Below are 25,996 nucleotides of genomic sequence, written 5' to 3'. Positions count from 1 at the left end.
CATGGCCAAGCGGTTTCCGCTGTGGATGCGCGGCCTTCCTCCGTCGGGTTGAGGCGAGGGGACGTGCCCGCTATAAGCCGGCCGCCGAAGCCGTTTTCGGCCGAGCGAAAACAACCGGACTGATCATGGCCACCGAGCGCACTTTCTCCATCCTGAAGCCCGACGCGACCAAGCGGAACCTCACCGGCGCGGTGAATGCCGTGATCGAGAAGGCGGGCCTGCGCATCGTCGGCCAGCGCCGCATCCAGATGAGCCAGGCCCAGGCCGAGAAGTTCTACGAGATCCACAAGGAGCGCCCGTTCTTCGGCGAGCTCGTCTCCTTCATGACGTCGGGTCCCGTCGTCGTGCAGGTTCTCGAGGGCGAGAACGCCGTTGCCGCCTACCGCACCGTGATGGGCGCCACCAACCCGGCCAATGCCGACGCGGGCACCATCCGCAAGACCTTCTCCGAGTCGGTCGGCGAGAACACCGTGCACGGTTCGGACAGCGCCGAGAACGCCGCCCTCGAGATCGCGCAGTTCTTCCAGGATTCCGACATCGTCGGCTGAGCCCGTTCGCGTTCGCGTCCCAGTGTGGCGCGAACGCTCTTGCGCGCGAGTCGCGCGGGGCGTGAAAGGAATTCCCTTAACCGAATCCCTTTCACGGACCCCACATTCCATGCGCTCCATCGCTCCGCGCACCGGCCGGATCCTGCTCGCCGCCGGCCTCCTCTCCCTGCTCGCCGCCTGCAATGCGAACAAGGGTGGCCCCACCGCCGCGCTCGAAGGCTACACGCCCGATCCGGCGCTGAAGACCGCCTCCGCCGGCAACCTCACCGGCCGCGTGCGCCACGCCTGCACCGTGACCCAGTCGCGCCTGCAGAGCGTTCCCGAGGCCTCGCTCGCCCGCCCGTGCGGCTGCTACGCCAAGCAGACCCTGGCGAGCCTCGATCCGGTCGAGCTCGAATCCTACCGCGCCACCGGCTATTTCAACGATTCCGCCCGGGCCAAGGCCCTGTCCGCCCTGGACAGCTGCAAGCTGCCGCGCCCGGCGTAAGCCCGAACCATTGCCGATCTCGATGATTCGGGATCGGCAGCCTGATCTCAGCCCGCATTCGCCAGACTGAGTAGGGCACCCTCGGCCGCCGCGATGTCCTCGGCGAAGACCACGCGGCCATCCTCCAGCCGTGCCCGTCCGCCGGCGACCAGCGCCAGGGCGCGCGGGTAGAGGAGATGCTCCTGGACGAGGATGCGGGCGGCGAGGCTGTCGGCATCGTCGCCGGGCAGGACCGGGACGGCGGCCTGGGCCACGATCGGCCCCGCATCGAGTTCCGGCACCACGTAATGCACCGTGCAGCCGTGCAGGCGCACGCCCGCCGCCAGGGCCTGCTCGTGGGTGTGGACGCCGCGAAACAGCGGCAGCAGCGAGGGATGGATGTTGATCATCCGCCCGGCCCAGGCCTCGACGAAGCCGGCGGAGAAGATCCGCATGAAGCCGGCGAGCACGACGAGGTCGATCCCGGCGGCGGCGAGTTCCGCGTTCAGGGCGGCATCGAAGGCCGCCCTGTCGGGATAGGCGCGGTGATCGAGCGCCGTCGTCGCGATGCCGGCGGCCTCGGCATGGGCGAGTCCGCCCGCTTCCGGCCGGTTGGAGGCGACGAGGACGATCTCGGCGGGAAAATCGGGTGCGGTCGCCGCCTCGATCAGCGAGATCATGTTCGAGCCGCGACCCGAGATCAGGATCGCGACCCGCGTCTTGGCGCGTGCCGCCGTCACAGGGCGAGCCGGCCCTGGAAGGTCACGGGTTCGGGGCCGCGCTCGGTGATGATCCCGAGGCGGATCGGCGAGGCGCCCGCGGTATCGAGGGCGCGGGTCACCGCAGAGACGCTCTCGGGCGAGACCACCGCCACCATGCCGATGCCGCAGTTGAAGGTGCGCAGCATCTCGGATTCGGCGACGTTGCCCTCGCGGGCGAGCCAGCCGAAGACCGGGGGCGGCACGATCGTGTCGAGGTCGATCAGGATGCCGACGCCGTCGGGCAGGACGCGGGGCAGGTTGTCGGGAAAGCCGCCGCCGGTGATGTGGGCGAGCGCCTTGATCCCGTCCGTCGCCTTCAGTGCGGCCAGCAGCGGCTTCACGTAGATCCGGGTCGGCTCCAGCAGGGCGTCGCCGAGGGAGCGCGACGGCTCGAACGGGGCCGGGTCGTCGTAGGAGAGGCCCGTCGCCTCGACGATGCGGCGGACCAGGGAGAAGCCGTTGGAATGGACCCCGGAGGAGGGCAGGCCGAGAACCACGTCGCCGGGCGCGATGCCGGGACGCGGCAGCAGGCGCCCGCGCTCGGCGGCGCCGACGCTGAACCCGGCGAGGTCGTAATCCGCTCCGTCGTAGAGGCCTGGCATCTCGGCGGTCTCGCCGCCGATGAGCGCGCAGCCGGCGATGCGGCAGCCCGCCGCGATGCCGCGCACGATGTCGGTTCCGACACCCGGCACCAGCTTGCCGGTGGCGTAATAGTCGAGGAAGAACAGCGGCTCGGCGCCCTGGACGATGATGTCGTTCACGCACATCGCCACGAGGTCGACGCCGATCGTGTCGTGCCGGCCGGTCTCGATGGCGATCTTCACCTTGGTGCCGACGCCGTCATTGGCCGCCACCAGGATCGGGTCGGAGAAGCCGGCCGCCTTGAGGTCGAACAACCCGCCGAACCCGCCGATCTCGGCATCCGCTCCGGGCCGGCGGGTGGAGCGCACCAGCGGCTTGATCGTCTCGACCATGGCATTGCCCGCGTCGATGTCGACGCCGGCCTCGGCATAGGTCATTCCGCTCCGGCTCTCGCCGTTCTTGTTCTCGGCCGTCATCGGCACCTCGTCTCAACGTCCTGTCCCGGCTGCTCTAACGGGTCGCGACGGTCTCGGCGAGTCGTCGCGGACGAGTTCGGCACTCGGTGCCGGGCGCGGAAGCAGATTTCGATGGCCCCACGGTTCGACGAGGGCCGCACTTGGGCTCGCCGATCCCGCGCCCGCTTCGATGAACCGGACAGGCGACGCCTTGCGCGGATCGGAGCATCGTCCTCAGGCGGCGCGAAGCTGCGCCAGAAAACGGGTGACTTCAGCATCGAGATGGTCGGCATCGTGCGAGACCGAGGAGGCCACGGAAAGCACCCGCTCGGCCGCTCCGCCGGCCCTCTGCGCCGCGTCGGCGACGCCGCCGATATGAGACGTGACCTGACCGGTGCCATCGGCGGTCTGGTGGATGTTGCGAACGATCTCCCGGGTCGCTGCCCCCTGTTCCTCCACCGCGGCCGCGATCGCGCTCGAGATCCCGCTCAAGTCGTCGATGCGCCCAGCGATGGCGCCGATCGCCGTCACCGCCTCCCGGGTGACCGACTGGATGTCGCCGATCTGGGAGGCGATCTCCTCGGTGGCCCTGGCGGTCTGGGTGGCGAGTTCCTTGACCTCGGCCGCCACCACCGCGAAGCCGCGTCCCGCTTCGCCGGCACGCGCGGCCTCGATGGTGGCGTTGAGGGCGAGCAGGTTGGTCTGGCTGGCGATGCCGTTGATCATCGCCACCACGTCGCCGACACGAGTCGCCGCCCGGCTCAGATCCTGGACCAGACCGGCGGTGCGCCCGGCCTCCGTCGCGCTCGCCTGCGTCAGCGACGCCGAACTGTCGACCTGACGGCCGACCTCCGACACCGAGGCACTGAGTTGCTCCGCCGCTGCCGCTACGGCGGCGACGTTGGCCGAGGCCTCCTCCGCGGCACGGATCACCGCGCCGGAACGGTCGGCGGTGTCGCCGGCCATCTGCGACATCGCCTGCGCGGTGTCCTGCAGTTCGCCCACGGAGGTCGCCACGGCGCGGACGATGCCGCCGAAAGCCGCTTCGAAGGCCTGCGCCAAGATTTCGGTCTGAGCCCGGCGCGCGATCTCGCGCTGTCGGGTTTCTCCGGCATGACGCTCCGCCACGTCCCGGGCGAGGTTGGCCTTGAACGCTTCGAGGCCCCGGGCGAGGCTGCCGACCTCGTCCCGGCGATCCAGGCAGGGCACCGCGGCGGCGTAATCGCCCTCAGCGATCCGGCCCATGGCCAGGCCCACCGCGCCGTAGCCGCGGACCAGCGCCTCGTGGGCGAACCAGCCGAGGGCCAGGAAGGTGGCGACGGTGCCGACCAGCGTGCCGACGACGACGGCGAAGTAGAAGTGTGCCTGGGCTTCGTCCGCAGCGACGGCCGCGTCGGTGCGGGACTGCATCAGCCCGTAGAACGCGTCGAGCGGCTTCATGATCTGCGCCTTGAAACCGTGATAGGCCTCGGAATGGACGAGCCCGATCGCCCGATCGCGGTCTCGGGCCGGGTCCGGTTGTGCCAGGGGCTGGCCATCCTTGTCCTTGCCCTCGACGAGATTCATCGCCTCGACCTCGAGATGAACCAGCCCGTCCGAATTCCGGACGGATTCCGCCAGCATGTCGGTTTCCTGCCGGCTGAAGCCAAGACGCTTCATCAGGTCGTGCACCGACACGGTCTCGCCGTCGGGGCGCGGCTTCGCCACGCCGGCGGCGACGAAATCCCAGTAGATGCGATGATACTCCTCCGGGCGCGGCTTGCGGCCGGAGCGGATGTCGAGGATGTCCAAATATTGCTGCTTGTACGACGCTTGGCCGGTGACGACGTAGGTGCGGCCGAGCCGGGTGAGGTCGTCCGAACTTTGCCGGATCTCGTCGGCGAGGAGGATCGATTGCTGGCGGGTCGCGTAGGCCGCGCTCACCTGGTCGACAGCCCGTCCATAAAGGATGATGGGCCCGGCCAGCAGCAAGCTGGATACCAGCATAGCCGTGATCAGACCAATAAATCTGCGCGATAGACTCATTTTATCCCCCCGCTTTTGAGGGACAGTAAAGACTAGCTCGTTAAAAATCCGCTCTATAGAGGATGAAAGTCGTTCGAGCTCGTTCCCCTGTCGCGGGCCGTGCGGGGCTTTCGCGGGCGAGCCTTGACCCCGCCGCACCGCCTTCCCACTCTTGTGCGCGGGCGACGGGCGAGACGGAGGAGGGCCGATGCGCGGCAGGGCGGTGATCGGACTGGTGGGCCTCGGCATCGTCGTGCTGCTGCTTTACCTGCTCTCCGGCGTGATGCTGCCCTTCGTGGCGGGGCTGGCGCTCGCCTACCTGCTCGATCCCATGGCTGACCGTCTCCAGCGCTGGGGCCTCGGCCGCCTCTCCGCCTCGCTGCTGATCCTGGCGATGTTCGTCGTCGGGCTCGTAGTGCTGCTCTTGATCGTGGTGCCGCTGGCCGCCAACCAGATCTCGGCTCTGGTGACGACGCTGCCCGGCATGGTCTCGCGGCTCCAGGGCATCATCGTCGAGCGGGTCGGGCCGCTCATGACGCGGGTCGGCGGCGCCGACGTGCTCAACGATCTGCAATCCTCCGTCGGAACCCTAGTGGGGCAGGGTGGAACCTGGTTCCTGGCCTTCCTCAAGTCGCTATGGTCGGGCAGCCAGGCGCTGGTCTCCATCGCCTCGCTCCTGGTCGTCACCCCCGTCGTGGCCTTCTACCTGCTGGTCGACTGGGACCGGATGGTCGCCACCGTCGATGGCTGGACGCCGCCGCGCCATCGCACCACGGTGCGGCGCCTGGCCGGCGAGATCGACCGCGCGATCATCGGCTTCGTGCGCGGCCAGACCCTGGTCTGCCTTATCCTGGGCACGTTCTACGCCGTGGGCCTGTTCTTCGTCGGCCTGAATTTCGGCGTGCTGATCGGGATGATCGCGGGGTTCCTCACCTTCATCCCCTATGTCGGCACCCTCGTCGGGTTCCTGCTCTCCGTGGGCGTCGCCCTGGTCCAGTTCTGGCCGACCTCGGACTGGCTCCATATCGGGCTCACCATCGGCGTGTTCGTGATCGGCCAGTTCTTCGAGGGCAACGTCATCTCGCCCAAGCTCGTCGGTGACTCGGTCGGCCTGCACCCGGTCTGGCTGATGTTCGCGCTGCTGGCCTTCGGCTCCCTGTTCGGGTTCCTCGGGCTCCTCCTCGCGGTGCCGGTGGCGGCCTCCATCGGCGTCATCGTGCGGTTCGCGATCGCGCGCTATCTTCAGAGTCCGCTCTACTCTGCCGAACAACCGATCCTGATTCAGAAACGCGAGGGATGAAGACGCCGATGCGCGAGGCCGCGCCTCCGAGGCAGCTCGCCTTCGACCTGCCCCTCGACCCGCGCTACGGCCGCGAGGATTTCCTGGTGGGTCCGGCCAACGAGGCGGCCTATGGGCTGATCGAGGCCTGGCCGCGCTGGCCCGATACGGTCTGCCTCATCACCGGGCCGTCCGGCAGCGGCAAGAGCCATCTCGCCTCGATCTGGGCGACGCGCTCCCATGCCTGGACCGTCCCGGCCTCCGAAGTCACCGCCGATTCGGTGACGCATCTCGTCTCGAACGGCGCCCTGGTGGTCGAGGATATCGACCGTCCGGAAGGCCGCGAGGAGGCGGCCCTGTTCCATCTCCTCAATCTCGCCCGCGAGAACGGCAGCCCGGTCCTCGTCACGGCGGCCGCGCCCGTGGAGGCGCTCGGCCTCGTCACTGCCGATCTGCGCTCGCGCCTGAGGCTGGCCCCGGGCGCGACCATCCTGCCGCCCGACGACGCGCTGATGCGGGCGGTGCTGGTGAAGCTCTTCGTCGATCGCCAGCTCGTGGTCGATCTCAGCGTCGTCGAGGCCATCGCGCTGCGGATCGACCGCTCGCTCGCCCGCGCCCGGGCGGTGGTGGCCGAACTCGATCGCGACGCCCTTCGCCGCGGACGGCGCATCACCCGGCCGCTCGCCATGGCGGTGCTGGCGGCGCTCGGCCTGCCGGACGAGGAGGCGGGCGAGGACGAGGCGGACGAGGACGCGCCGGCCTGATCGCGGACACTTCCCGAAGACCCGTCCCGATTGTCATGGAATTGTCAGACGCGACGGCCCTGCCGCATGGTACGAGGCCGATCGTTTCGACAGAGTGAGGAGAAGACCCGTTGCCGGAAGTGGATTCGGACGCGATCGCCAAGGGCACGGATGCCGAGGAGAGGGAGGTGGCTCAGGCCGCCGACGATTCGCCCGGTGAGACCGGCTCCCGCGAGACCGACCGGGACGGCGCCACGGCGGAATCCGCGCCGGCCGCTCCCGGCACGCGTCCCGCTGCCCGGCGCCGCCCCCCCGTTCGGGCCCGGGCGGCGAAGGCTTCCCCGAAGGCTGCACCGAAGCCTCGATCCGCCGCGAGCCCGTCGTCGGCAGGCGCGGCCGCGATCGACGAGCCGGAGGCGGAATCCGACTCGATCCTGGTGGAGACGGTGATGGCGGATACCGTGCCCACACGGGCGAATGCAGAACCTCCGGCGCGCGAGACCGTGCTGGCGGCCGGCCGCGCCCTGCGCGAATCGCCCGAGCGCTTCGTGAACCGGGAATTGTCCTGGCTGCAGTTCAACCGGCGGGTGCTGGAAGAGGCCTCCAACACCACCCACCCGCTTCTCGAACAGCTGCGCTTCCTCTCGATCTCGGCCAACAACCTCGACGAGTTCTTCATGGTCCGCGTGGCGGGCCTGCACGATCAGGTGCGCGCCGGCCTGATCCAGCCGTCGCAGGATGGGCTGAGCCCGGCCGAACAGCTCGCCCGCATCGGCTCGGAAGTCTCGCGCCTCGCCCTCGACCAGCAGCAGCGCTGGCGCGAGCTGCGCCATGACCTGCACGGCGTCGGCATCGATCTCGTCGAGCCTGGCGACCTCACCCCCGAGCACAAATCCTGGCTGGAGGAGTATTTCCTCAGCCATGTCTTCCCGGTGCTGACGCCGCTCGCCATCGACCCGGCGCACCCGTTCCCGTTCCTGTCCAACCTCGGTTCCAGCATCGCCCTGATGATGGTCCGCCCGCGCGACGGACGCACCCTGCGCGCCCTCATCCGCCTGCCCTCGGTCCTCGGCCGCTTCGTGCGCCTGCCCGACATGGCCGGGGACGCCACCGCGCGCTTCATCGCCATTGAGCAGATGATCGTGCTGTTCACCGGCCGCCTGTTCCCGGGCTATTTCGTGAAGGGGCAGGGGACGTTCCGGGTGATCCGCGATTCCGACCTCGAGATCGAGGAGGAGGCCGAGGACCTCGTCCTGCATTTCGAGAGCGCGCTGAAGCAGCGCCGCCGCGGCGTCGTCATCCGGCTCGAAGTCGAGGCCGGGATGCCGGAGGATCTGCGCGCCTTCGTCGCCGACGAGCTCGAGATCGGCTACGACGCGATCTTCGTGGTGGAGGGCATGCTGGCCCTCAACGAACTGTCGCAGATCGTCGGGATCGAGCGTCCGGACCTGAAGTTCAAATCCTACAACGCCCGCTTCCCCGAGCGCATCCGCGAGAGCGGCGGCGACGTCTTCGCGGCCATCCGGCAGAAGGACTTCATCGTCCACCACCCCTACGAATCGTTCGATTCGGTGGTCCAGTTCCTGGCCCAGGCCGCCCGCGACCCGAACGTGGTCGCGATCAAGCAGACGCTCTACCGCACCTCGTCGAATTCGCCGATCGTGGCGGCCCTGGCCGAGGCGGCCGAACTCGGCAAGTCGGTCACCGCCCTGGTCGAGCTGAAGGCGCGGTTCGACGAGGAGGCCAACATCCGTTGGGCGCGCAACCTCGAGAAGGCCGGCGCGCAGGTGGTGTTCGGCTTCATCGAGCTGAAGACCCACGCCAAGCTGTCGATGGTGGTGCGCCGCGAGGGCGACAAGCTCGTCACCTATTGCCATGTCGGCACCGGCAATTATCACCCGATCACGGCGCGGGTGTATACCGACCTGTCGTTCTTCACCGCCGACCCGGCGGTGGCCCGCGACGTCAGCCGCATCTTCAACTACATCACAGGCTATGCCGAGCCGGCCGAACTCGAGCGGATGTCGGTCTCGCCGCTGACCCTGAAGCCGCGCCTGATCGAGAGCATCGAGGCCGAGGTCGCCCATGCCAAGGCGGGGCGCCCGGCCGCGATCTGGATCAAGTGCAACTCGCTCGTCGACGCCCAGATCATCGATGCGCTCTACGATGCGAGTGCGGCCGGCGTGCAGATCGATTGCGTGGTGCGCGGAATCTGCTGCCTCCGGCCCGGCATCCCCGGCCTGTCGGAGACGATCCGGGTCAAGTCCATCGTCGGGCGCTTCTTGGAGCACGGGCGGATCTACGCCTTCGGCAACGGATTCGGCCTGCCGCACCCCAAGGCCACGGTCTCGATCTCGTCGGCCGACCTGATGAGCCGCAACCTCGACCGCAGGGTCGAGGCGCTGCTGCCGATCACCAACCAGACGGTGCACCAGCAGGTGCTCGACCAGATCATGCTCGCCAACCTCCTCGACAACCAGCAGAGCTGGCGTGTACTGGCATCGGGTGCGGGCGAGCGGGTCCAGCCCTCCGAGGGCGAGGAGCCGTTCAACGCGCACAAGTACTTCATGACGAACCCGAGCCTGTCCGGCCGGGGCAAGTCCTCGAAGAAGTCGAGTCCGCGCGCGCTGAGCCGCAGAGCTCAGCGTCCGTGAGCGGACGAGCCCAGCAGGAGCCGGTCATGGGACTTCCTCGTGACGGCGGGGCCAGTATCGGCGGTGCAGGTATCGGCTTCACGACTCAAGGAGAGCGCGTCGTGCAGGATCGCGTGGAACCGGTGGCGATCATCGACATCGGGTCGAATTCCGTGCGTCTCGTGGCCTATGACGGCCTGAACCGCGCGCCGACGCCGCTCTACAACGAGAAGGTCCTGTGCGGCCTCGGCCGCAACGTGTTCAGCACGGGCCGGCTCAACGAGGAGGCGGTCCGGCGCGCCCTCAGCGCGCTCGCCCGCTTCCGCATCCTGTGCGAGACGATGAGGGTCGGCCGCGTCTTCGTGCTGGCCACCGCCGCCGCGCGCGACGCGCAGAACGGCCCGGAATTCCTCGCCGCCGCGGAGGCCGCCTGCGGCCACCCGATCGAGCTCCTGTCGGGGCGGCGCGAGGCGGAACTCTCGGCCCTCGGCGTGATCTCGGGCTTCCATACGCCGGACGGCGTCGTCGGCGATCTCGGCGGCGGCTCCCTCGAACTGGTGGACGTGCGCGGCGCCACGGTGGGGCAGGGCGTGACCATGCCGCTCGGCGGCCTCGCCCTCCAGGACCTCTCCGGCGGCTCCGTGAAGAAGGCCCTCAAGATCGCCCGCGAGAACCTCGCCAAGGCCGCGCCGCAGCTGGAGACCCTGCGCGGCCGCAGCTTCTACGCGGTCGGCGGCACCTGGCGGGCGCTGGCCCGCCTGCATCAGGCCGCGCGCGGATATCCGCTCCACGTCATGCACGGCTACAGCATCGAGCCGTCGGACGAGTTGAGCTTCCTCGAAGTGGTCGAACGCACCGACGCCGCCCTGCTGCAGGATGTGGAGGCTGTCTCCGAGGCACGCCGGCCCCTCCTCGCCTACGGCGCCGTGGTGCTGGAGGAGATCATCCGCGTCGGCCGCCCGCGCGAACTCGCCATCTCGGCGAGCGGCGTGCGCGAGGGATTGCTGTTCGAGCAGCTCGACCGCGACACCCGCCTGACCGACCCGCTCCTCGCGGCGGCGGCCGAACTCAATCGGCTCCGAGCCCGCTCGCCGGGCCACGGCAACGACCTCATCGCCTGGACCGACCGCTTCGTCGCCACCCTCGACGGGCCGGAGACCGCCGACGAGCGCCGTCTGCGCCACGCCGCCTGCCTCCTCTCGGATATCGGCTGGCGCGCCCATCCCGATTACCGGGGCGAGCAGAGCATCAACGTCATCACCCACGCCGCCTTCGTCGGCATCGACCATCCGGGCCGCGCCTATCTCGCCCTGGCGGTCTATTTCCGCCACGAGGGCGTCGCCGCCGAGAAGGCGAGCCCGATGCTGCGCAGCCTCGCCGGCCCGCGCCTGTTCGAGCGCGCCCGCCTCCTCGGCGCGCTCCTGCGCATCGCCTTCCCGGTCTCGGCGGGGATGGAGGGGGCGCTCACGCGCCTGCCCGTCCTCATGGAAGACGGCCGGGTGACGTTGACCCTGCCGTCGGATCTCGCCGCCTTGCCGGGCGACCGCCTCCTCAACCGCGTCCGCGGTCTCGGCCGCCTGCTGGGGCTGGAGGGGCGGATCGCGGTGGTGTGACGGGCGGGCCCCGGTCCACGCCGCCCGATCCCGATCTCACATCCCTGTCACGGCCTTGCCGTCCAGGCGCTCCTGGATCGCGAGATGCGTCATCGCCGTGGTCGCCGTCGCCCCGTGCCCGTGCTTCTCGTTCAGAGCGACCAGCCGCCATCGACCGCAATCGCCGCGCCGGTCACGAACGCGCCGAGATCCGAACACATCCACAGGACGGCTTCCGCGATTTCCTCGGGCTTGCCCAGCCGCCCGACCGGCTCGAGATCGATCGCCTTCTGGATATCGCCGCCCGTGAAGCGGTCCATCATCGGCGTCTCGATGTTCCCGGGCAGGACGGCGTTCACCCGGATGTTCGCCTTTGCGTAGTCGAGGGCGGCGGACTTGGTCAGGCCGATGAGGGCGTGCTTGGAGGCGGCGTAGCTCGCCCCGCCCGCCACGCCCCGGACGCCCGCTCCCGACGACGTGTTGACCACCACGCCGCTGCCCTGGCGCAGCATCTGAGCGATCTCGTGCTTCATGCAGACGAACGTGCCGCGCAGGTTGATGGCGAGGATACGGTCCCATTCGTCGAGGGCGATCTCATGGACGGGAGACGCCTTGTTCTCCACGCCCGCATTGTTGAAGGCGCAGTCGAGCCGGCCGAACCGCTCGACGGTTCGGGCCACCGCCGCTTCCACCTCCTCTGGAGCCGATACGTCGCAGCGGATCGCCAGCACCTCGCCGCCGCTCGCCTCGATCTCGGCGCGAAGCCGTTCCAGCGGTGCTTCCGCGCGGTCGGTGATCGCGACGCGCGCTCCCTCCGTCGCGAAGGCGATGGCGGCGGCGCGGCCGATGCCGCTGGCGGCACCCGTGATGAAGGCGACCTTTCCGATGAAACGGCTCATGTCTCGTTCTCTCCGCTGACCTCGATGTGGTCTCTTACGTAGAGGTCGCGCCGGCCGACGATCAGCCACTCCCGCCTCAACGGAACGATGAGCGACATTCATCGCCGGAGGGAGCGGCCCCTACGATCCGAGCGGTTCGACCTCGCGGATCAGGTCGATGAGGAGCCGCAACCCGGTCGGCAACTGGCGGCGTCCGGGATAGTAGAGGTGGAAGCCCGCCCCCGTGGAAGCCCAGTCCGGCAGCACGACGCGCAGCTCGCCGCGGGCGACCGCAGGAGCGACGCACGGCTCGGGCAGATAGGCGAGCCCGCCGCCTGCCACCGCCAGGGACAGGCCGAATTGCGTGTTGTTGATCGTCACCGCACCGGGAACGTCGAGCGCGATCGGCTCGCCCGGTCGCTCGAACTCCCATCGGTAGAGGCTGTCGTCGCCGAGGCGGATGCGCAGGCATCGGTGAGCCGCAAGGTCGTGGGGATGATCGGGCGTCCCATGCCGGTCGAGATAGACCGGAGCGCCGACCACCACCCAGCGAAGATCGGCCGACAGGCGCTGCGCCACCATGTCTTGAGGGATCGTTCCGCCATACCGGATGCCCGCGTCGGCTCCGGCTTCCACCACATCGAGCAGGTCGTTGGACACCCGGACGTCGATCTCCACCAGCGGATGACGGTCATGGAAGAGCGGCAGCACCGGAGCGAGCAGCAGCGTGCTGGCATGTTCGAGCACGTTGAGACGGATCCGCCCGGTGGCCCGGCTCGGCTCCCGGTGCCGGTTGAGCACGTCGAGCGCGGCGTCGATTGCCGCGAACGGAGCGTCCAGCGAAGCGAGCAGATCGTCCCCGGCCGCCGTGAGCGTGACGCTGCGGCTGGTGCGGTTGACGAGACGCAGGCCGAGGCGCGCCTCCATGGCTTTCAGCGCGTGGCTGAGCGCCGAAGGGCTGACGCCGAGCTCCAGTCCGGCTCGCCGGAAGCTGCGATGGCGCGCGAGGGCGAGGAACGTGCCGAGATCGGCCAGTTCGTGTCGATTGATCCGCATCGAGGCAGTGAAATGACTGCTCGCGGGAAAGCAATATGGACCGGCCCGTGACCGGATGCGGAACGTCCGCTTCGGGACCGGATGCCACGGTGCGTTCCCCACTCCCCGGACGTTCAGGGAAGGGGTCCGGGCGACCGGATGTCGGCCCTTCGATGCAGCTCGGCCCCTTACGCAGGCCGCTCCGAGAAGATCGCCTTCTTGACGATGGCGTGGACGCCCCAATTGCCGTCCACCACCTGGGTGATGCCGAAATCGACGGCGATCGACATGAGCGAGATCGCCTCGTCCTCGGTGAGTCCCTTCGCCTGCATCAGGAACTGCCGCATCTTGCGGAAGGCGTCGCGCATGGCGAGGTCGATGGAGGATTTGGCGAAGATCTCGCTCTGCGCCTCGGGGCCGAGATCGGCGAGGTAGTTCGGGTAGCTGAACCCGGAGAGAACCCAGTCCTCCGCCGTCTCGATCATCGGGAAGTCGAGGGATTCGAGCGCCGTGCCAGCGAGATCCGCCTTCTTGTGCAGGACGAACTGGAAGGTGCCGGTGAGCGAACACTCGATGGCGGTACCGCAGAGTTCGGAATCGCCCTGGCTCGCATGCGGGTCGCCCACCGAGAACAGGGCGCCTGGCACCGCCACGGGGTAGTACATCGTCGCGCCCTTGCCGATGCGCCAATTGTCGATGTTGCCGCCAGTGTAGCTCGGGGGAATCGAGTTCACCATGTCGGCCTCCTTGGGCGCGAGGCCCATCGTGCCGAAATGCGGACGGATCGGCACGCGCACGCCCTTGAGCACGTCGAAATTGCGGCTCGTCTTGGTGTGGTCGACGGGGATGCCCGGATAATCGATGGTCGGATGCGCCACGCCGAACGGATCGGTCACCCCGGGCCAGCGGAAATTGTAGACCGCCTTCGCCCAGTCGCGGGCGCCGGTGGCGTCGACCTCGTAGATGGTGATGACCTCGCGCGGCCGGTCGCCGGTGATCATGTCCTTGTAATGATAGCCCCACCAGGCGGCGGCGTTGCTGCCGAAGCTGCGGCCCTTGAAGGCGGGGTTGGCGCAGGGGCGCGGCGCCACGTCGAGGATGCGCACCTCCAGCACGTCGCCGGGTTCGGCACCCCGGATCGCCACCGGGCCGGTGCAGATATGGACGCCGAGCCCGCCGCCCGGTCCGAGCGGGCCGGTCTCCGGTCCGGCCCCGCGGCGGGCCACGCCCTTCTTCTCTCTGGTCCAAAGGAACACGCTCTCGGCGCCGGGATCGCCCGTCACCATGCGCTCGGCATCGTCGTTGGCGTGGTGGGTCAGGGTCTCGATGGTGACGTAGTCGCCGGATTCGATCTCGACCTGGGGCTTCAGCAGTTTCGAGAAATATCCCCAATGCACGGTCTCGGCGGTGGCCTGAAGGTGGTAATGCGCCGTCCGCTCGATGCCCTTGCCGCTCGCCTGCGCCAAGGCGGGACCGACGAGGGACAGGCCGCCCGCCGCGAGCGCCGCGGCACCCCCGGTGGCGACGAAGCCGCTCTTGAGGAAGGCGCGCCGCTCGGGCGCGAGGTCGCCGAGGAACCGGCGCCGATGCTCGGCGAAATGCGCGCAGTTCGGGTCGTCACCGAGGCACATCGAACTCTCCCGTCGCACCATCCGGCCCGAATTCCGCCATCTGGTTTGAATCCTGTATGCAATCCGGCGGCCAAGGCATGGGGGGAGTGAACCGTGGACAGGCTCGAGAACCAGGGGTGCCGGCACCGCGTCCGTGACCCGCAGGTCGCATCGCGCGCCCCCGCAGAGAGTGGTCTCCCTCGTTGACGGCGGGCTTCGACCGATCCCAGCTCCACCAGATCGTCGCCGGCCTCACCGAGGGCGTCATCCTCATCGAGCCCGACGAGACCATCGCCTGGGCGAACGCGGCGGCCCTGGCCCTGCATGGCGTCGAGACCCTCCACGATCTCGGGGCGACCATCGGCGCCTATCGCGAGAGGTTCGTCCTCCGCTCCCGCAACAACCACGTCGTCGCGCGCACGCCGATGGAGCGCGTGGTGGCGGGCGAAGCCTTCGACGACGTGGTCGTCACCGTGCGTCGACCGGACAGGCCGGATTTCGAGGCCACGCACCGCATCCGCAGCCTCGTGATCACCGATGCCGCCGGTGCGCCGGATTGCCTCGCCCTCGTTCTCGCCGACGTCACGCCGCAATGCGAGGCGGAGGAGCGTTTCGAGCGGACCTTCGCCGCCAACCCCGCGCCCGCCCTGATCTGCCGCCTCTCGGACCAGCGCCATGTGAAGGTCAATCTCGGCTTCCTCGCGATGACGGGCTACCGGCGCGAGGATGTCCTCGGGCGCAGCATCGGCGAGGTCGACGTGCTCAACGAGGCCCGCAGCCGCGACCTCGCCCTCTCGCGGCTGAGCCGGGGCGAGACCATTCCGCAGATGGAGGCCTGTCTTCGCCTGCCCGATGGCGGGACCCGCTTCGTCATCGTGGCCGGCCAGCCGATCGAGCTCGGCGACGAGCCGTGCATGCTCTTCACCTTCGCCGATCTCGAATTGCGCAAGAAGGCCGAGGCCGCCCTGCGCCACAGCGAGGAGCGCTTCGCCGCCGCCTTCCGGCTCACCCCCGTGCCGACCGTCCTGTGCCGCGCCGACGGCTTCGCCATCATCGGCGTCAACGAGGCGATGACCCGCGTCTTCGGCGATGGAGACACCGTCCTCGCCGAGGACGGCATCGAACAGCGCGAACCGGATCCTCGTGAACCGGATTTTCGCGATTCGGATCTGCGCACGCTCTGGGTCGACCCGGCGGAAGGCGCGCGCTTCGCGCGGGACCTGACCGAGCATGGCCACGTGCTCGGCCTGGAGACCTGTCTTCGCGTGAGGGATTTCGCGCCGCGCGACTGTCTGGTCTCGGCCGAACGCGTCACCATCGCCGACGAGGCCTGCATCCTCGCGGTTCTCCAGGACATCACCGACCGGAAACGCTCGGAGCGGGACCTGTACTCGGCAATCGAGGCGGTGATGGCGGATACGTCGTGGTTCAGCCGCGGCATCATCGAGCGCCTGGGGCGCCTGCGCCGCGCCTCGGCCAAGCCGGCCGGAGGTCCGGTCATCGACCTCACCCGGCGCGAGCGCGAGGTGCTCGGGCTCATCTGCCAGGGGTTGGCCGATGCCGCCATCGGCAAGCGGCTCGGGCTCACGCCCAACACGGTGCGGAACCACGTCGCTTCGCTCTACCGCAAGCTCGGCATCCATCGCCGGGCCGAGGCCATCGTCTGGGGTCGCGAGAACGGATTCACCGGCTGAGACCGTAGCTCGCTGAGCGTGGCCCGTCGGGCTCCGCCCGCGCGGCGGCGCGGCGGCCTTCGTCCGGCGGACCCCGGTGAGACGCACCGAGACCGGGTCAGAGTCCGGTGCGGGAGGCCGCCAAGCATTCGCGGACCGGCGGAGCGTCCTCAGCCGACTAGCCAAAACAAATTGGTGACCTGGTCGATTTGTCCCGGATCGTCCGAACGATTCCGAGGGATGCACGTTGACGGGCGCTGCATCCCGGGACCTTCGCGGCCCGGGAGGCGAAATCACGGTTCAGGAGATCGACGACACGAACGGCTTGTCCGCCCCGGCACGGTCCGGCGGAGGACGGGAGGCGTCCGTGCGCGCGATCGCCGGCGCCTTCATCGTCATCGTATTCAGGAATTCGCCCTTGGCCCTCTCACCGACCCTCACCCCCGCCGTCTCGACGGCGCCCTCGCTGGAGACCCGTACGATCCTGCTCCATCAGGTTTCGTGGGGCGCCATCTTCGCCGGCGCCGTCGCCGCCCTCGTCGTCCAGATGATCGTCAACATGGTCGGTCTCGGCATCGGCCTCGCCACCCTGAACCCCACCGGCACCGACACGCCCAGCGCCGCCAGCCTGTCCACCGGCGCCGGCCTCTGGTGGGTCGGCTCCGGCATCGTCGCCTCGCTGATCGGCGGGTTCCTGGCCGGTCGCCTCTCCGGCAAGCCGTCCGCCGGCACGGCGGGCTATCACGGCCTGGTGTCCTGGGCGGTGACCACCCTCGTGATCGTCTACCTGCTCACCTCGGCGGCCGGCGGCCTCATCGGTGGCGCGTTCGGCGGCATTTCGAGCGTGATCGGCGGGGCCGGATCGGCCATCGGCGGCGCGGCCCAGACGGCGGCCCAGGCTGCGGCCCCCTCGCTCACCAAGCTGACGAACCCCCTCGACGGCATCGAGAACCAGGTCCGCCAGTCCACGGGCGGCCAGGACCCGGCGGCCCTGCGTGATGCGGCGGCCCAGGCCGTGCGCGCCTACCTGACGGGCGATGCCGCCCAGCAGGCCCAGGCCGAGACCCGCGCCGCCGATGCGCTCGCCAAGGCTCAGGGCATCACCCCGGATCAGGCCAAGGCCGAGATCCAGGATTACCGCAAGCAGTACGAGCAGACCGTGGCCGACGCCAAGAAGAAGGCCCAGGCCGCCGCCGAGGCCACCCGTAGCGCCGCCGCCCAGGGCGCCCTCTACGGCGCTCTCGCCCTGGTGCTGGGGGCCCTGGCCGCCTTCCTCGGCGGTCGTTTCGGCACCGTGAGCCCGGCCCTCGCCTATGGCGAACGCCGCGCCTGATCCGACCCTTCCGAGAGGTCGAGGATGAAAAAAAGGCCCCCGAACCGTCCGGTTCGGGGGCCTTTTTCGGGTGATGTCGGCGCGCCGGGCGTGTCCGGCAGTTCGCGTTACTCGGAAAGCGGTGTCGCCCCCGGTTCGGCTTCGACGGCCGTCGGATGGACGGACATGGCCTGCGCCTCCACCACCGCCGCGGCGGTGACGTTGACGATGCCGCGGGCGGTCACCGACGGCGACAGGATGTGGGCGGGTTTCGCCGGCCCGATCAGCAGGGGACCCACCGGGAGGGCGTCGGCGAGAACCTTCGAGAACTGGAAGGCGATGTTGGCCGCATCGAGGTTGGGGAAGATCAGCACGTTGGCCGCGCCCTTGAGAGGCGAGCCCGGCAGCACCCGGTCGCGGATGATCTCGGACAGGGCGGTGTCGGCCTGCATCTCGCCATCGACCTGAAGCGTCGGGGCGCGGGACCGGATCAGGCCCAGGGCCGAGCGCATCTTCATGGCCGAACGGGAATCCGACTGGCCGAAATCCGAGTGGCTGAGCAGGGCGATCTTCGGGGTCAGGCCGAAGCGCGAGACGTGGCCGGCGCAGGCCACCGCGACGTCGGCGATCTCCTCGGCGGTCGGGTCGGGGCGGACATGGGTATCGGCGAGGAAGTAGGCCCCTTCCTTGGTGACGATCAGGCTCATGGCGGCGAAATCGAGCACGCCCGGCGCGAGGCCGATGACGTCGCGGATCACCCGCAGGCGCGTCTCGAACCGGCCCTCCAGGCCGCAGATCAGCGCGTCCGCCTCGCCCCGGCGCACGGCGACGGCGCCGATCACCGTATTGTTAGTGCGCACCAGCGTGCGGGCGGCATCCGGGGTGATGCCGCGCCGGCCGGCGGCCTCGAGATAGGTCGCGACGTAGTCGCGGTAGCGCGGATCGTCCTCGGGATCGATCAGGTCGAAATGCTCGCCCTGCTTGATCGACAGGCCGAAGCGCTTGATCCGGGTCTCGATCACCCGCGGGCGTCCGACCAGGATCGGGCGCGCCACGTGATCCTCGACGATGGCCTGCGCGGCGCGCAGCACGCGCTCGTCCTCGCCCTCGGTGTAGATGACCCGCTTGGGGTTCTCCTTCGCCTTGGAGAAGATCGGCTTCATGATGAAGCCCGAGCGGTGGACGAAGCGGTCGAGGCTGTCGGTATAGGCCTGGACGTTCTCCAGCGGCCGGCCGGCGACGCCGGAATCCATTGCGGCCTGGGCCACGGCGGGGGCGATGCGCAGGATCAGGCGCGGGTCGAACGGGCTCGGGATCAGCGAGCGCGGGCCGAACGGCCGGGCCTCGCCGCCATAGGCGCGGGCGACCACGTCGGAGGGGGTCTCGCGGGCGAGCGCCGCGATCGCCTTCACGGCGGCCTGCTTCATCTCCTCGTTGATCGAGGTGGCGCCGACATCGAGGGCGCCCCGGAAGATGTAGGGGAAGCACAGGACGTTGTTGACCTGGTTCGGGAAGTCGGACCGCCCGGTGCAGATCATCGCGTCGGGGCGCTTCGCCTGCGCCAGATCCGGCATGATCTCGGGATAGGGGTTGGCCAGCGCCATGATCAGCGGGTTCTCGGCCATCTTCTCGAGGTATTCGGGCTTGAGCACCCCGCCGGCCGAGAGGCCGATGAACACGTCGGCGCCGGGGATGACCTCCGCGAGGGTGCGCGCCTCGGTCTCCTGGGCGTAGATGTCCTTCCAGCGGTCCATCAGTTCGGTGCGGCCCTTATGGACCACGCCCTTGATGTCGGTGACCGTGATGTTCTCGACGCGGGCGCCGAGCGACACCAGCAGGTTGAGGCAGGCCAGCGCCGCCGCGCCGGCACCCGAGGTGACGATGCGGACGTCGGAGAGCTGCTTGCCGGCGAGTTCGAGGGCGTTGAGCACCGCCGCCGCGACGATGATCGCGGTGCCGTGCTGGTCGTCGTGGAAGACGGGGATGTTCATCCGCGCCCGGCACTGCTCCTCGACCTCGAAACACTCGGGGGCCTTGATGTCCTCGAGGTTGATGCCGCCGAAGGTCGGCTCCAGGGCGCAGACCACGTCGACGAGCTTCGACACGTCGTTCTGGTCGACCTCGATGTCGAACACGTCGATGCCGGCGAACTTCTTGAAGAGGACGGCCTTGCCCTCCATCACCGGCTTCGAGGCCAGGGGCCCGATATTGCCCAATCCGAGCACCGCGGTGCCGTTGGTGAGCACGGCGACCAGGTTCTGGCGGATGGTGAGGTTGGCGGCTTCCTGCGGATCCTCGTAGATCGCCATGCAGGCCGCGGCGACGCCGGGCGAATAGGCCAGCGCCAGGTCGCGCTGGTTGCCCAGCGGCTTCGTCGCCTGGATCTCGAGCTTTCCGGGCCGGGGCAAGCGGTGATAGACGAGGGCTCCGGATTTGAGATCGTCGGACATGTTGTCGCCCATGAGCCTCACTCCCTCAATGGCGGGCCTTTGCGGCGCCGCTGATCTATCCCGCCGGATGCCGGGATGCTTTGGTTGACGTCCCTGTTGCACCGCCTGCGGAGTGGGCGCAACCCGCACAACGAGACCCGTCTCCACCTCGCGAAACTGGTGAGAAAGTACGGTTTCTCCATCGGGAACTACTCCTACGGCCGCCCGAAAGTCCGTTTCGCGGAAGCTGGGCAGCACCTTACGATCGGCCGGTATTGTTCCATCGCCGACAAGGTCGAGATCCTTCTCGGCGGGGGGCACCGCCTCGACTGGGTGACGACCTATCCCTTCGCGGCCATGGCCGGGCTGTGGCCGGGGGTGGAGGCGGCGGCCGACGACCACGCCACCCGCGGCGGCGTCACCATCGGCAGCGACGTCTGGCTCGGATCGGGCTGCCTGATCCTGTCCGGCGTCACCATCGGCCATGGCGCGGTGGTGGGCGCTCATGCCGTCGTCGCCCGCGACGTGCCGCCCTACGCGGTGGTTGCCGGCAACCCGGCGCGGCTGGTCCGATCCCGCTTCGCCCCGGAGCTGGTGGCGGGCCTGCTGGAGACGGCGTGGTGGGAGCTCGATCCCGGGGCAATCCGCCCCCTCGTGCCGCTGCTCCAGAGCGGCCAAGTCACCGACCTGATCGCGGCGGTGCGCACCGTGCGCGGGGCCGGCGTTGCGGGCGGCGCCTGAATCCCTTACCCGGACAGCTGACGCTCACACAGACGATCGCCTTCAGACCGATCGCCTTCCAAGGCAGAGACGATGTCCGACACGCCTCCCGACCGCCTCGCGGTGAACCCCAACAGCCCGTTCTACAACGAGGCCATCCTGGAGCGCGGCATCGGCATCCGCTTCAAGGGCGTCGAGAAGACCAATGTCGAGGAATACTGCGTCAGCGAGGGCTGGGTCCGCCTCTCGGCCGGCAAGACCCTCGACCGGGCCGGAAACCCGATGACGGTGAAGCTCAAGGGCCCGGTGGAACCCTATTTTCGCGATGATGCCGCGGACGCCTGAGACGGCTCAGCCCGGCGCCCTCTCCAGGGGGAACGGCGTCGGCTCCCAATAGGGCTCGATCTTCGTGCCCCGGATGTTGCCGGCCTCCCAGCCATGGAGGATCGCCGCGAGGGCAGGGCGGTCGCCGGCCAGAAGCGGGTCGGCGACGGCGAGGATCTTGGTGCGGGTGGCTTGGTATGACGCCGAGCTCGGGCTGGCCTCCTTGAAGCGCGGAAGCAGGTCCCGCACGATCCGTTGGGCGCCTTCGAGATGGCCGAGGGCGATGTCGATGATCAGCCGGTCCTCCGGCGCTCCGATCCGAGCGATCTCGAAATTCTCACGATAGAACGCGGCGAATGTTTCCAGCCTGTCCGCCGAGCGCAAGAGCGGCAGAGCCTCGGTTTCGATCGCGGATATCGCATCGCCGACCGTCGACGGATCGGACCAGCGCCAGACCGCGTATGGCGACGCACCCGTTCGACCGAGTTTGCCCGAACACCAGCCGATGCTGCCGAACAGGCCGTCGAGCGGCGTGAAGAGGTCGAGCATCGACCATTTCAGGTAGAATGCATCGGGATTGGATGTGCCGTCGATCATGACGCGCAATGCGACGTGGCGCACGGGCCTGATCCAGAGGTCGCGGCTGCCGACATGGACGAGGTCGGCATGACGATCCAGCAAGGGACGAAAGATCGCTGTGATCCGGCTCGCGCGCGTCACCGACGAGGCCTCATTTCCACGACAATGAAACGCTTTGCGGTAGGAAAATTCTTGCGTGCAAGCGCCGCAAAATCAACAGCCCGTGCTGGATCGAGACCAGCATCCCCTGTCTTGTGATCATAAATGCAGACAGTATCTGTGGGAGGTTTTTCAAGTATGTCGAGCCGTATGGAATTCCGCTCGCCATATCTGGTTGGTAAATAGCTGATTTTTCTGTAAGATATTTCTGCAACGAAATTGGGGTCATTAAAAGTTTTTACCTCCTCCGACATCAGGAAATGAACTTTATTTCCAATGGCTTGAGGGCTGCTATAGAGTCCGGAAGACCGGACGAGGGCGGTCGTTGTATCAAGCATCTCCTGCACCACGCCGTAGCGAGGGCAGGCTAGATCCAAGCTTCTTTGGGCGACCTGCCCGACCCAGAATACAGGAAACTGAGGATCGTCGCTCAGTCCATATTCGCTCGCGGGGGCCACGAAAATCGCGGAACCGTTAGAGCCGTTTCGTTGAGACAGCACCGTCAGCAGCGTTGCGGCCGCCTCGATCGCCGCAGCGATCCTCAAAGGACCGCGCATCGGAGCCCGCGCGTCCTGAACGAACGCTTCCGGCTCCGCCCGATCGCCGTTCAAGGTACTGCGGGAGAGGATATCGCCGGTCTCGCCATCGCGGATCGTCTGGGTGCGGCCGGACATCTCGAAGACGGTCCGCGTGCCGTCCGGCGCCGTGACGGTGTGCTGCTCGTCCCAATCCTGGGAAGGATGACTGCGGATGCGAAGAGACAGGACGTGCGAGCCGTCCTCGGTCACGGCCTGCTCGGCGCCCGGTGGATCGTCCGAGCCTAGCGCGCCCGTGGCCGTCGGGTCTGATGGGCCGCCGCTTCCCGATGCCCAGCGTCCGCCGCCGGACTGGCCGGCCGGCTCGCGGGGCTGATCGGGACTGTATTTGCGGACGAGGACGCGCTCGACGCGGATCAGTTCGACCTCGACGGCGAGCTCAGCGAGATCGGCACGGATCGCAGCGATACGATTTTCGCGGGTCGTCGGTCGCGACATCAGTGACGCTTTCAGCGCAAGTGGCAGAGCTCATTGGCTAGCATAACAATCCGATGTTAGCAATAAAAACCTATATCGAGAGCTTGCATCGTCCGCGTCGCGACGGTCGTTTCGGCATGAGCGACGACGTCGCAATGGTTCGAGGCGGGCGGGCTTAGCCCTCTCGCTTCCGGCACTCGCCCGCGAAAGTCCGCACGGCTCCCTCCACCAGGGCGTCGACCTGGGCCGCCGTCTTCGGCTGGCGGATGACGAGGCTCGTCACGGCATCCGGGTGGTTCGCGCGCTGCTTCGGCGTCCTGGCATGGTTCGAGACGCGCAGGGCGAAGGGGTTGCCCTCCGGCTTGAGATAGACGCTGTCGCCGCGCGTGTTGCGGGCGACGACGGTAAAGCCGTGCGCCGCGACGCCGGCCACGGCGCGCGCCAGGGCCTCCTTCGGGGCGAGCAGGCTCACAGGAGCCCTTCCTGCGCCAACGCCGTGCGGCCGCGCAGGGCGGCGAGGGCGCCCGCGGCCGAGCCGGCATAGCGCTCCACCAGCGGCTGGCGGAAGCTCAGGGAGGCCAGGGCCGCCTTCGGGGCGTTGACGGCGAGCATCTTCGGGCTCGGGTCGGGGAGGCCGTATTTGCGCGAGACGTAGGCCCGCGACCAGGCCTGGTGCCAGCGCGTCCGGAAGACCCGGCCCGGTTCCGGCTTCGACGAGCGCCCGCGCCCGTGCAGGGCGACCGCGCCGTGGACATGGACTAGGGCGCGGCCGGCATCGGCGACGCGGCGGCAGAGGTCGTCATCCTCGTAGAACAGGAAGATGTTCGGATCGAACCCGCCGAGGTCGAGGAACAGGTCGCGCCGGATCATCAGGCAGGCGCCCGAGAGGAACGGTGCGCAGGCATCGCCCTCGGGCAGGGTGAGGGTGCCTTGCGGATTGGTGAGGTAGGGCGCGAGCAGCGAGCGCGGCTGGTAGAAGAAGCGCCCGTCCGGCTCCATCAGGCGCGGCGCCAGCAGGCCCGCATCGGGAGAGGCGGCGGCCGCGCGCAGCAGCGCATCGGCGGCGCCCGGCTGCAGCACGATGTCGGGGTTGAGGATCAGCACGTGCTCGGCCCGCTCGGCGGCCCGGATTCCGAGGGTGTTGGCCCGGCCATAGCCCTCGTTGCGAGGGTTGCGGATCACCCTCGCCCCCACCGCCTCGGCGATGCTGACCGACGCGTCGCGGCTCGCATTGTCGACCACGACGGCCGGCACGTGCTCCGCCGCCAGGGCCGCGAGGCAGGACGGCAGCGCATGGGCGCTGTCATGGGCGACGACGATAGCGACGAGGGAGGGCATCGTGACCGACCGCGCCGAGGCTCCGCCTCAGCCCTGCTTCTCCGGCAGGTTCAGCCGGATGTGGAGCTCGCGGAGCTGCTTCGGGGTCGCCTCGGCGGGGGCGCCCATCATCAGGTCCTCGGCGCGCTGGTTCATCGGGAACAGCACCACCTCGCGCAGGTTCTGCTCGCCGCAGAGCAGCATGACGATGCGGTCGATCCCCGGCGCGATGCCGCCGTGCGGCGGGGCGCCGAGCTTCAGCGCGTTGAGCATGCCGCCGAACTTCTCCTCCAGCACGTCCTGGCCGTAGCCGGCCAGACCGAAGGCCTTCTCCATCACCTCGGGGCGATGGTTCCGGATCGCGCCCGACGAGAGTTCGGTGCCGTTGCAGACGATGTCGTACTGGAACGCCTTGATGCCGAGGATCTTCTCGGACTCGCTCGGGTCCAGGGCCAGGAATTCCTCCCGGTCGAAATTCGGCATCGAGAACGGGTTGTGGGAGAAGTCGATCCGCTTGTCGTCCTCGTTCCACTCGTACATCGGGAAGTCGGTGATCCAGCAGAACGCGAACTGGTCCTTGTCCGAGAGGTTCAGCTCGTCCGCGATGCGGATGCGGGCCTTGCCGGCCAGCGCCGCGGCCTTGGCCTCGGTACCGGCGGAGAAGAACACCGCGTCGCCGGCCTTCGTCCCGGTCTTGTCCGCGATCCGGGCCTGAACCTCGGCCGGGATGAACTTGGCGATCGGGCCCTTGCCCGTGAGCACCCCGTCGACCTCCTCGAAGACGATGTAGCCGAGGCCGGGCGCGCCCTCGGAGCGGGCGAAGTCGTTGAGCTTGTCGAAGAACGAGCGCGATTGCGTCGCCGCCCCCGTCGCCGGGATCGCGCGGACCACGCCGCCCGACTTGATCACGCCCTTGAACGCCTTGAACTCGACCTCGTCGCGGGCGAATTCGTCGGTCACGTCGGCGATGATCAGCGGGTTGCGCAGGTCCGGCTTGTCGACGCCGTATTTCAGCATCGCCTCGGCATAGGGGATGCGCGGGAAGGTCTCGGTGACGCGCTTGCCCTCGGCGAATTCCTTGAAGACGTCCCGCAGCACCGGCTCCACCGACTGGAACACGTCCTCCTGCGTGACGAAGCTCATCTCGATGTCGAGCTGGTAGAACTCGCCGGGCGAGCGGTCGGCCCGCGCATCCTCGTCGCGAAAACACGGCGCGATCTGGAAGTAGCGGTCGAAGCCGGCGATCATCGTCAGCTGCTTGAACTGCTGCGGCGCCTGCGGCAGCGCGTAGAATTTTCCGGGGTGGACGCGGGACGGCACGAGGTAGTCGCGCGCACCCTCCGGCGAGGAGGCGGTGAGGATCGGCGTCTGGAACTCGAAGAAGCCGCCGTCCCGCATGCGGCGACGGAGCGAATCGATGATCGCGCCGCGCTTCATGATGTTGGCGTGGAGCTTGTCGCGGCGGAGATCCAGGAAGCGGTACTTGAGCCGCGTCTCCTCCGGATAGTCCTGGTCGCCGAAGACCGGCACCGGCAATTCGCCGGCGGGGCCGAGCACTTCGATCTCGTCGATATAGACCTCGACCGTGCCGGTGGGCAGGTCGAGGTTCTCGGTGCCGGCGGGGCGGGTGCGGACGCGGCCGTCGATGCGGATCACCCATTCCGAGCGGGCGAGATTGGCGGTCTTGAACGCCTTCGAATCGGAATCGACCACGCATTGGGTGCGCCCGTAATGGTCGCGCAGGTCGATGAAGAGCACGCCGCCATGGTCGCGGATGCGATGGCACCAGCCGGAAAGGCGAACGGTCTCGCCGACGTCGGACGGGCGGAGCGCCCCGCAGGTATGGGTACGATAACGGTGCATGACGGGCTCTTGAGATTGAGC

22 protein-coding genes and 1 pseudogene are annotated in these 25,996 nt (G+C 68.7%); 10 read left to right on the top strand and 13 right to left on the bottom strand.

Translation table 11 applies throughout. The features are described 5' to 3' along the window. Positions 1 to 125: 125 nt before the first annotated feature. Entirely contained in the window at positions 126 to 548 is a 423-nt protein-coding gene (gene ndk, locus A3OK_RS0105460) for a nucleoside-diphosphate kinase (protein ID WP_019903930.1), read from the top strand. A gap of 109 nt (positions 549 to 657) precedes the next feature. Further along, positions 658 to 1,035, top strand: a complete 378-nt coding sequence (locus A3OK_RS0105455; protein ID WP_019903929.1) for a hypothetical protein — start codon at positions 658 to 660, stop codon at positions 1,033 to 1,035. Positions 1,036 to 1,082: 47 nt separating this feature from the next. Here A3OK_RS0105455 and purN read toward each other — a convergent pair whose 3' ends face one another. The 3 genes from purN to A3OK_RS0105440 form a co-directional block, all read right to left on the bottom strand. Then, a complete protein-coding gene (gene purN, locus A3OK_RS0105450; RefSeq protein WP_019903928.1) occupies positions 1,083 to 1,754 on the bottom strand; it encodes a phosphoribosylglycinamide formyltransferase in 672 nt (223 codons plus the stop codon). After that, positions 1,751 to 2,833 carry a phosphoribosylformylglycinamidine cyclo-ligase gene (gene purM / locus A3OK_RS0105445; RefSeq protein ID WP_019903927.1) on the bottom strand — a complete coding sequence of 361 codons (1,083 nt, stop codon included), beginning with the start codon at positions 2,831 to 2,833 and terminating at the stop codon, positions 1,751 to 1,753. The genes purN and purM overlap by 4 nt, the downstream gene beginning before the upstream one ends. A 213-nt stretch (positions 2,834 to 3,046) precedes the next feature. Further along, positions 3,047 to 4,798 carry a HAMP domain-containing methyl-accepting chemotaxis protein gene (locus A3OK_RS0105440; RefSeq protein ID WP_019903926.1) on the bottom strand — a complete coding sequence of 584 codons (1,752 nt, stop codon included), beginning with the start codon at positions 4,796 to 4,798 and terminating at the stop codon, positions 3,047 to 3,049. Positions 4,799 to 5,024: 226 nt separating this feature from the next. On the opposite strand from A3OK_RS0105440, the gene A3OK_RS0105435 reads away from it, so the two are divergent. The 4 genes from A3OK_RS0105435 to ppx all read left to right on the top strand — a co-directional run bounded on the left by A3OK_RS0105435 (position 5,025) and on the right by ppx (position 11,084). Continuing rightward, complete coding sequence (locus A3OK_RS0105435) at positions 5,025 to 6,116, top strand: AI-2E family transporter (RefSeq protein WP_019903925.1); 1,092 nt, start codon at positions 5,025 to 5,027, stop codon at positions 6,114 to 6,116. A gap of 8 nt (positions 6,117 to 6,124) precedes the next feature. Then, complete coding sequence (locus A3OK_RS0105430) at positions 6,125 to 6,859, top strand: DnaA/Hda family protein (RefSeq protein WP_026596966.1); 735 nt, start codon at positions 6,125 to 6,127, stop codon at positions 6,857 to 6,859. 428 nt (positions 6,860 to 7,287) lie between these two features. Beyond that, on the top strand, positions 7,288 to 9,492 hold the full coding sequence (locus tag A3OK_RS0105425; RefSeq protein ID WP_081631235.1) for an RNA degradosome polyphosphate kinase: 2,205 nt from the start codon (positions 7,288 to 7,290) through the stop codon (positions 9,490 to 9,492). Positions 9,493 to 9,518: 26 nt separating this feature from the next. Next, entirely contained in the window at positions 9,519 to 11,084 is a 1,566-nt protein-coding gene (gene ppx, locus A3OK_RS0105420) for an exopolyphosphatase (RefSeq protein ID WP_245259316.1), read from the top strand. A gap of 36 nt (positions 11,085 to 11,120) precedes the next feature. Here the strand turns inward: ppx and A3OK_RS24530 are convergent. The 4 genes and pseudogenes from A3OK_RS24530 to A3OK_RS0105400 form a co-directional block, all read right to left on the bottom strand. Next, positions 11,121 to 11,213: pseudogene (locus A3OK_RS24530) on the bottom strand (cupin domain-containing protein); the annotation flags it as partial. Positions 11,214 to 11,215: 2 nt separating this feature from the next. Further along, positions 11,216 to 11,962, bottom strand: coding sequence for a glucose 1-dehydrogenase (locus A3OK_RS0105415; RefSeq protein WP_019903921.1), 747 nt, complete (start codon positions 11,960 to 11,962; stop codon positions 11,216 to 11,218). Positions 11,963 to 12,082: 120 nt separating this feature from the next. Next, positions 12,083 to 12,997 (bottom strand): LysR family transcriptional regulator, encoded by a 915-nt coding sequence (locus tag A3OK_RS0105405; RefSeq protein WP_019903919.1) that lies wholly within the window; start codon positions 12,995 to 12,997, stop codon positions 12,083 to 12,085. A 167-nt stretch (positions 12,998 to 13,164) separates the two neighbouring features. Beyond that, positions 13,165 to 14,607 (bottom strand): acetamidase/formamidase family protein, encoded by a 1,443-nt coding sequence (locus tag A3OK_RS0105400; RefSeq protein ID WP_019903918.1) that lies wholly within the window; start codon positions 14,605 to 14,607, stop codon positions 13,165 to 13,167. A 182-nt stretch (positions 14,608 to 14,789) separates the two neighbouring features. Between A3OK_RS0105400 and A3OK_RS0105395 the strand changes: the two genes are divergently transcribed. Further along, positions 14,790 to 16,280 carry a PAS domain S-box protein gene (locus A3OK_RS0105395; protein ID WP_019903917.1) on the top strand — a complete coding sequence of 497 codons (1,491 nt, stop codon included), beginning with the start codon at positions 14,790 to 14,792 and terminating at the stop codon, positions 16,278 to 16,280. A gap of 397 nt (positions 16,281 to 16,677) precedes the next feature. Further along, a complete protein-coding gene (locus A3OK_RS0105385) occupies positions 16,678 to 17,592 on the top strand; it encodes a hypothetical protein (RefSeq protein WP_026596965.1) in 915 nt (304 codons plus the stop codon). Between the two features lie 107 nt (positions 17,593 to 17,699). Here A3OK_RS0105385 and A3OK_RS0105380 read toward each other — a convergent pair whose 3' ends face one another. Continuing rightward, a complete protein-coding gene (locus A3OK_RS0105380; protein WP_019903914.1) occupies positions 17,700 to 20,033 on the bottom strand; it encodes an NADP-dependent malic enzyme in 2,334 nt (777 codons plus the stop codon). A gap of 84 nt (positions 20,034 to 20,117) precedes the next feature. Between A3OK_RS0105380 and A3OK_RS0105375 the strand changes: the two genes are divergently transcribed. Both A3OK_RS0105375 and A3OK_RS0105370 read left to right on the top strand, forming a co-directional pair. Then, the gene (locus tag A3OK_RS0105375) at positions 20,118 to 20,741 is read left to right on the top strand and encodes a CatB-related O-acetyltransferase (protein ID WP_026596964.1); all 624 of its coding nucleotides are present in this window, start codon (positions 20,118 to 20,120) and stop codon (positions 20,739 to 20,741) included. A gap of 72 nt (positions 20,742 to 20,813) precedes the next feature. Then, positions 20,814 to 21,065 (top strand): DUF3297 family protein, encoded by a 252-nt coding sequence (locus A3OK_RS0105370; protein WP_019903912.1) that lies wholly within the window; start codon positions 20,814 to 20,816, stop codon positions 21,063 to 21,065. A 6-nt stretch (positions 21,066 to 21,071) separates the two neighbouring features. Here the strand turns inward: A3OK_RS0105370 and A3OK_RS0105365 are convergent, their stop codons facing one another. From A3OK_RS0105365 to aspS, 5 genes are all read right to left on the bottom strand, one after another. After that, a complete protein-coding gene (locus A3OK_RS0105365; RefSeq protein WP_155911956.1) occupies positions 21,072 to 21,725 on the bottom strand; it encodes a hypothetical protein in 654 nt (217 codons plus the stop codon). Positions 21,726 to 21,760: 35 nt separating this feature from the next. Beyond that, a complete protein-coding gene (locus A3OK_RS0105360) occupies positions 21,761 to 22,816 on the bottom strand; it encodes a hypothetical protein (protein ID WP_019903910.1) in 1,056 nt (351 codons plus the stop codon). 154 nt (positions 22,817 to 22,970) lie between these two features. Next, positions 22,971 to 23,267: a hypothetical protein gene (locus tag A3OK_RS0105355; RefSeq protein ID WP_019903909.1), complete on the bottom strand. Its 297-nt coding sequence runs from the start codon at positions 23,265 to 23,267 to the stop codon at positions 22,971 to 22,973. Continuing rightward, positions 23,264 to 24,133 (bottom strand): glycosyltransferase family 2 protein, encoded by an 870-nt coding sequence (locus A3OK_RS0105350; protein ID WP_019903908.1) that lies wholly within the window; start codon positions 24,131 to 24,133, stop codon positions 23,264 to 23,266. The genes A3OK_RS0105355 and A3OK_RS0105350 overlap by 4 nt, the downstream gene beginning before the upstream one ends. A gap of 27 nt (positions 24,134 to 24,160) precedes the next feature. Beyond that, the gene (gene aspS / locus A3OK_RS0105345) at positions 24,161 to 25,975 is read right to left on the bottom strand and encodes an aspartate--tRNA ligase (RefSeq protein WP_019903907.1); all 1,815 of its coding nucleotides are present in this window, start codon (positions 25,973 to 25,975) and stop codon (positions 24,161 to 24,163) included. Between the last annotated feature and the right edge of the window lie 21 nt (positions 25,976 to 25,996).

The sequence above is a fragment of the Methylobacterium sp. 77 genome (assembly GCF_000372825.1).
Lineage (GTDB): Bacteria > Pseudomonadota > Alphaproteobacteria > Rhizobiales > Beijerinckiaceae > Methylobacterium.
This window is presented reverse-complemented; position numbering and strand designations above follow the sequence as displayed.

Excerpts from the sequence above, each read along its gene's own strand:
- aspS (WP_019903907.1), bottom strand. The coding sequence starts at position 25,975 with ATGCACCGTTATCGTACCCATACCTGCGGGGCGCTCCGCCCGTCCGAC.
- A3OK_RS0105350 (WP_019903908.1), bottom strand. The coding sequence starts at position 24,133 with ATGCCCTCCCTCGTCGCTATCGTCGTCGCCCATGACAGCGCCCATGCG.
- A3OK_RS0105400 (WP_019903918.1), bottom strand. The coding sequence starts at position 14,607 with ATGTGCCTCGGTGACGACCCGAACTGCGCGCATTTCGCCGAGCATCGG.
- A3OK_RS0105405 (WP_019903919.1), bottom strand. The coding sequence starts at position 12,997 with ATGCGGATCAATCGACACGAACTGGCCGATCTCGGCACGTTCCTCGCC.
- A3OK_RS0105425 (WP_081631235.1), top strand. The coding sequence starts at position 7,288 with ATGGCGGATACCGTGCCCACACGGGCGAATGCAGAACCTCCGGCGCGC.
- ppx (WP_245259316.1), top strand. The coding sequence starts at position 9,519 with ATGGGACTTCCTCGTGACGGCGGGGCCAGTATCGGCGGTGCAGGTATC.
- A3OK_RS0105380 (WP_019903914.1), bottom strand. The coding sequence starts at position 20,033 with ATGGGCGACAACATGTCCGACGATCTCAAATCCGGAGCCCTCGTCTAT.
- A3OK_RS0105440 (WP_019903926.1), bottom strand. The coding sequence starts at position 4,798 with ATGCTGGTATCCAGCTTGCTGCTGGCCGGGCCCATCATCCTTTATGGA.
- A3OK_RS0105430 (WP_026596966.1), top strand. The coding sequence starts at position 6,125 with ATGCGCGAGGCCGCGCCTCCGAGGCAGCTCGCCTTCGACCTGCCCCTC.
- A3OK_RS0105415 (WP_019903921.1), bottom strand. The coding sequence starts at position 11,962 with ATGAGCCGTTTCATCGGAAAGGTCGCCTTCATCACGGGTGCCGCCAGC.
- A3OK_RS0105360 (WP_019903910.1), bottom strand. The coding sequence starts at position 22,816 with ATGTCGCGACCGACGACCCGCGAAAATCGTATCGCTGCGATCCGTGCC.
- A3OK_RS0105370 (WP_019903912.1), top strand. The coding sequence starts at position 20,814 with ATGTCCGACACGCCTCCCGACCGCCTCGCGGTGAACCCCAACAGCCCG.
- A3OK_RS0105455 (WP_019903929.1), top strand. The coding sequence starts at position 658 with ATGCGCTCCATCGCTCCGCGCACCGGCCGGATCCTGCTCGCCGCCGGC.
- purM (WP_019903927.1), bottom strand. The coding sequence starts at position 2,833 with ATGACGGCCGAGAACAAGAACGGCGAGAGCCGGAGCGGAATGACCTAT.
- A3OK_RS0105435 (WP_019903925.1), top strand. The coding sequence starts at position 5,025 with ATGCGCGGCAGGGCGGTGATCGGACTGGTGGGCCTCGGCATCGTCGTG.
- ndk (WP_019903930.1), top strand. The coding sequence starts at position 126 with ATGGCCACCGAGCGCACTTTCTCCATCCTGAAGCCCGACGCGACCAAG.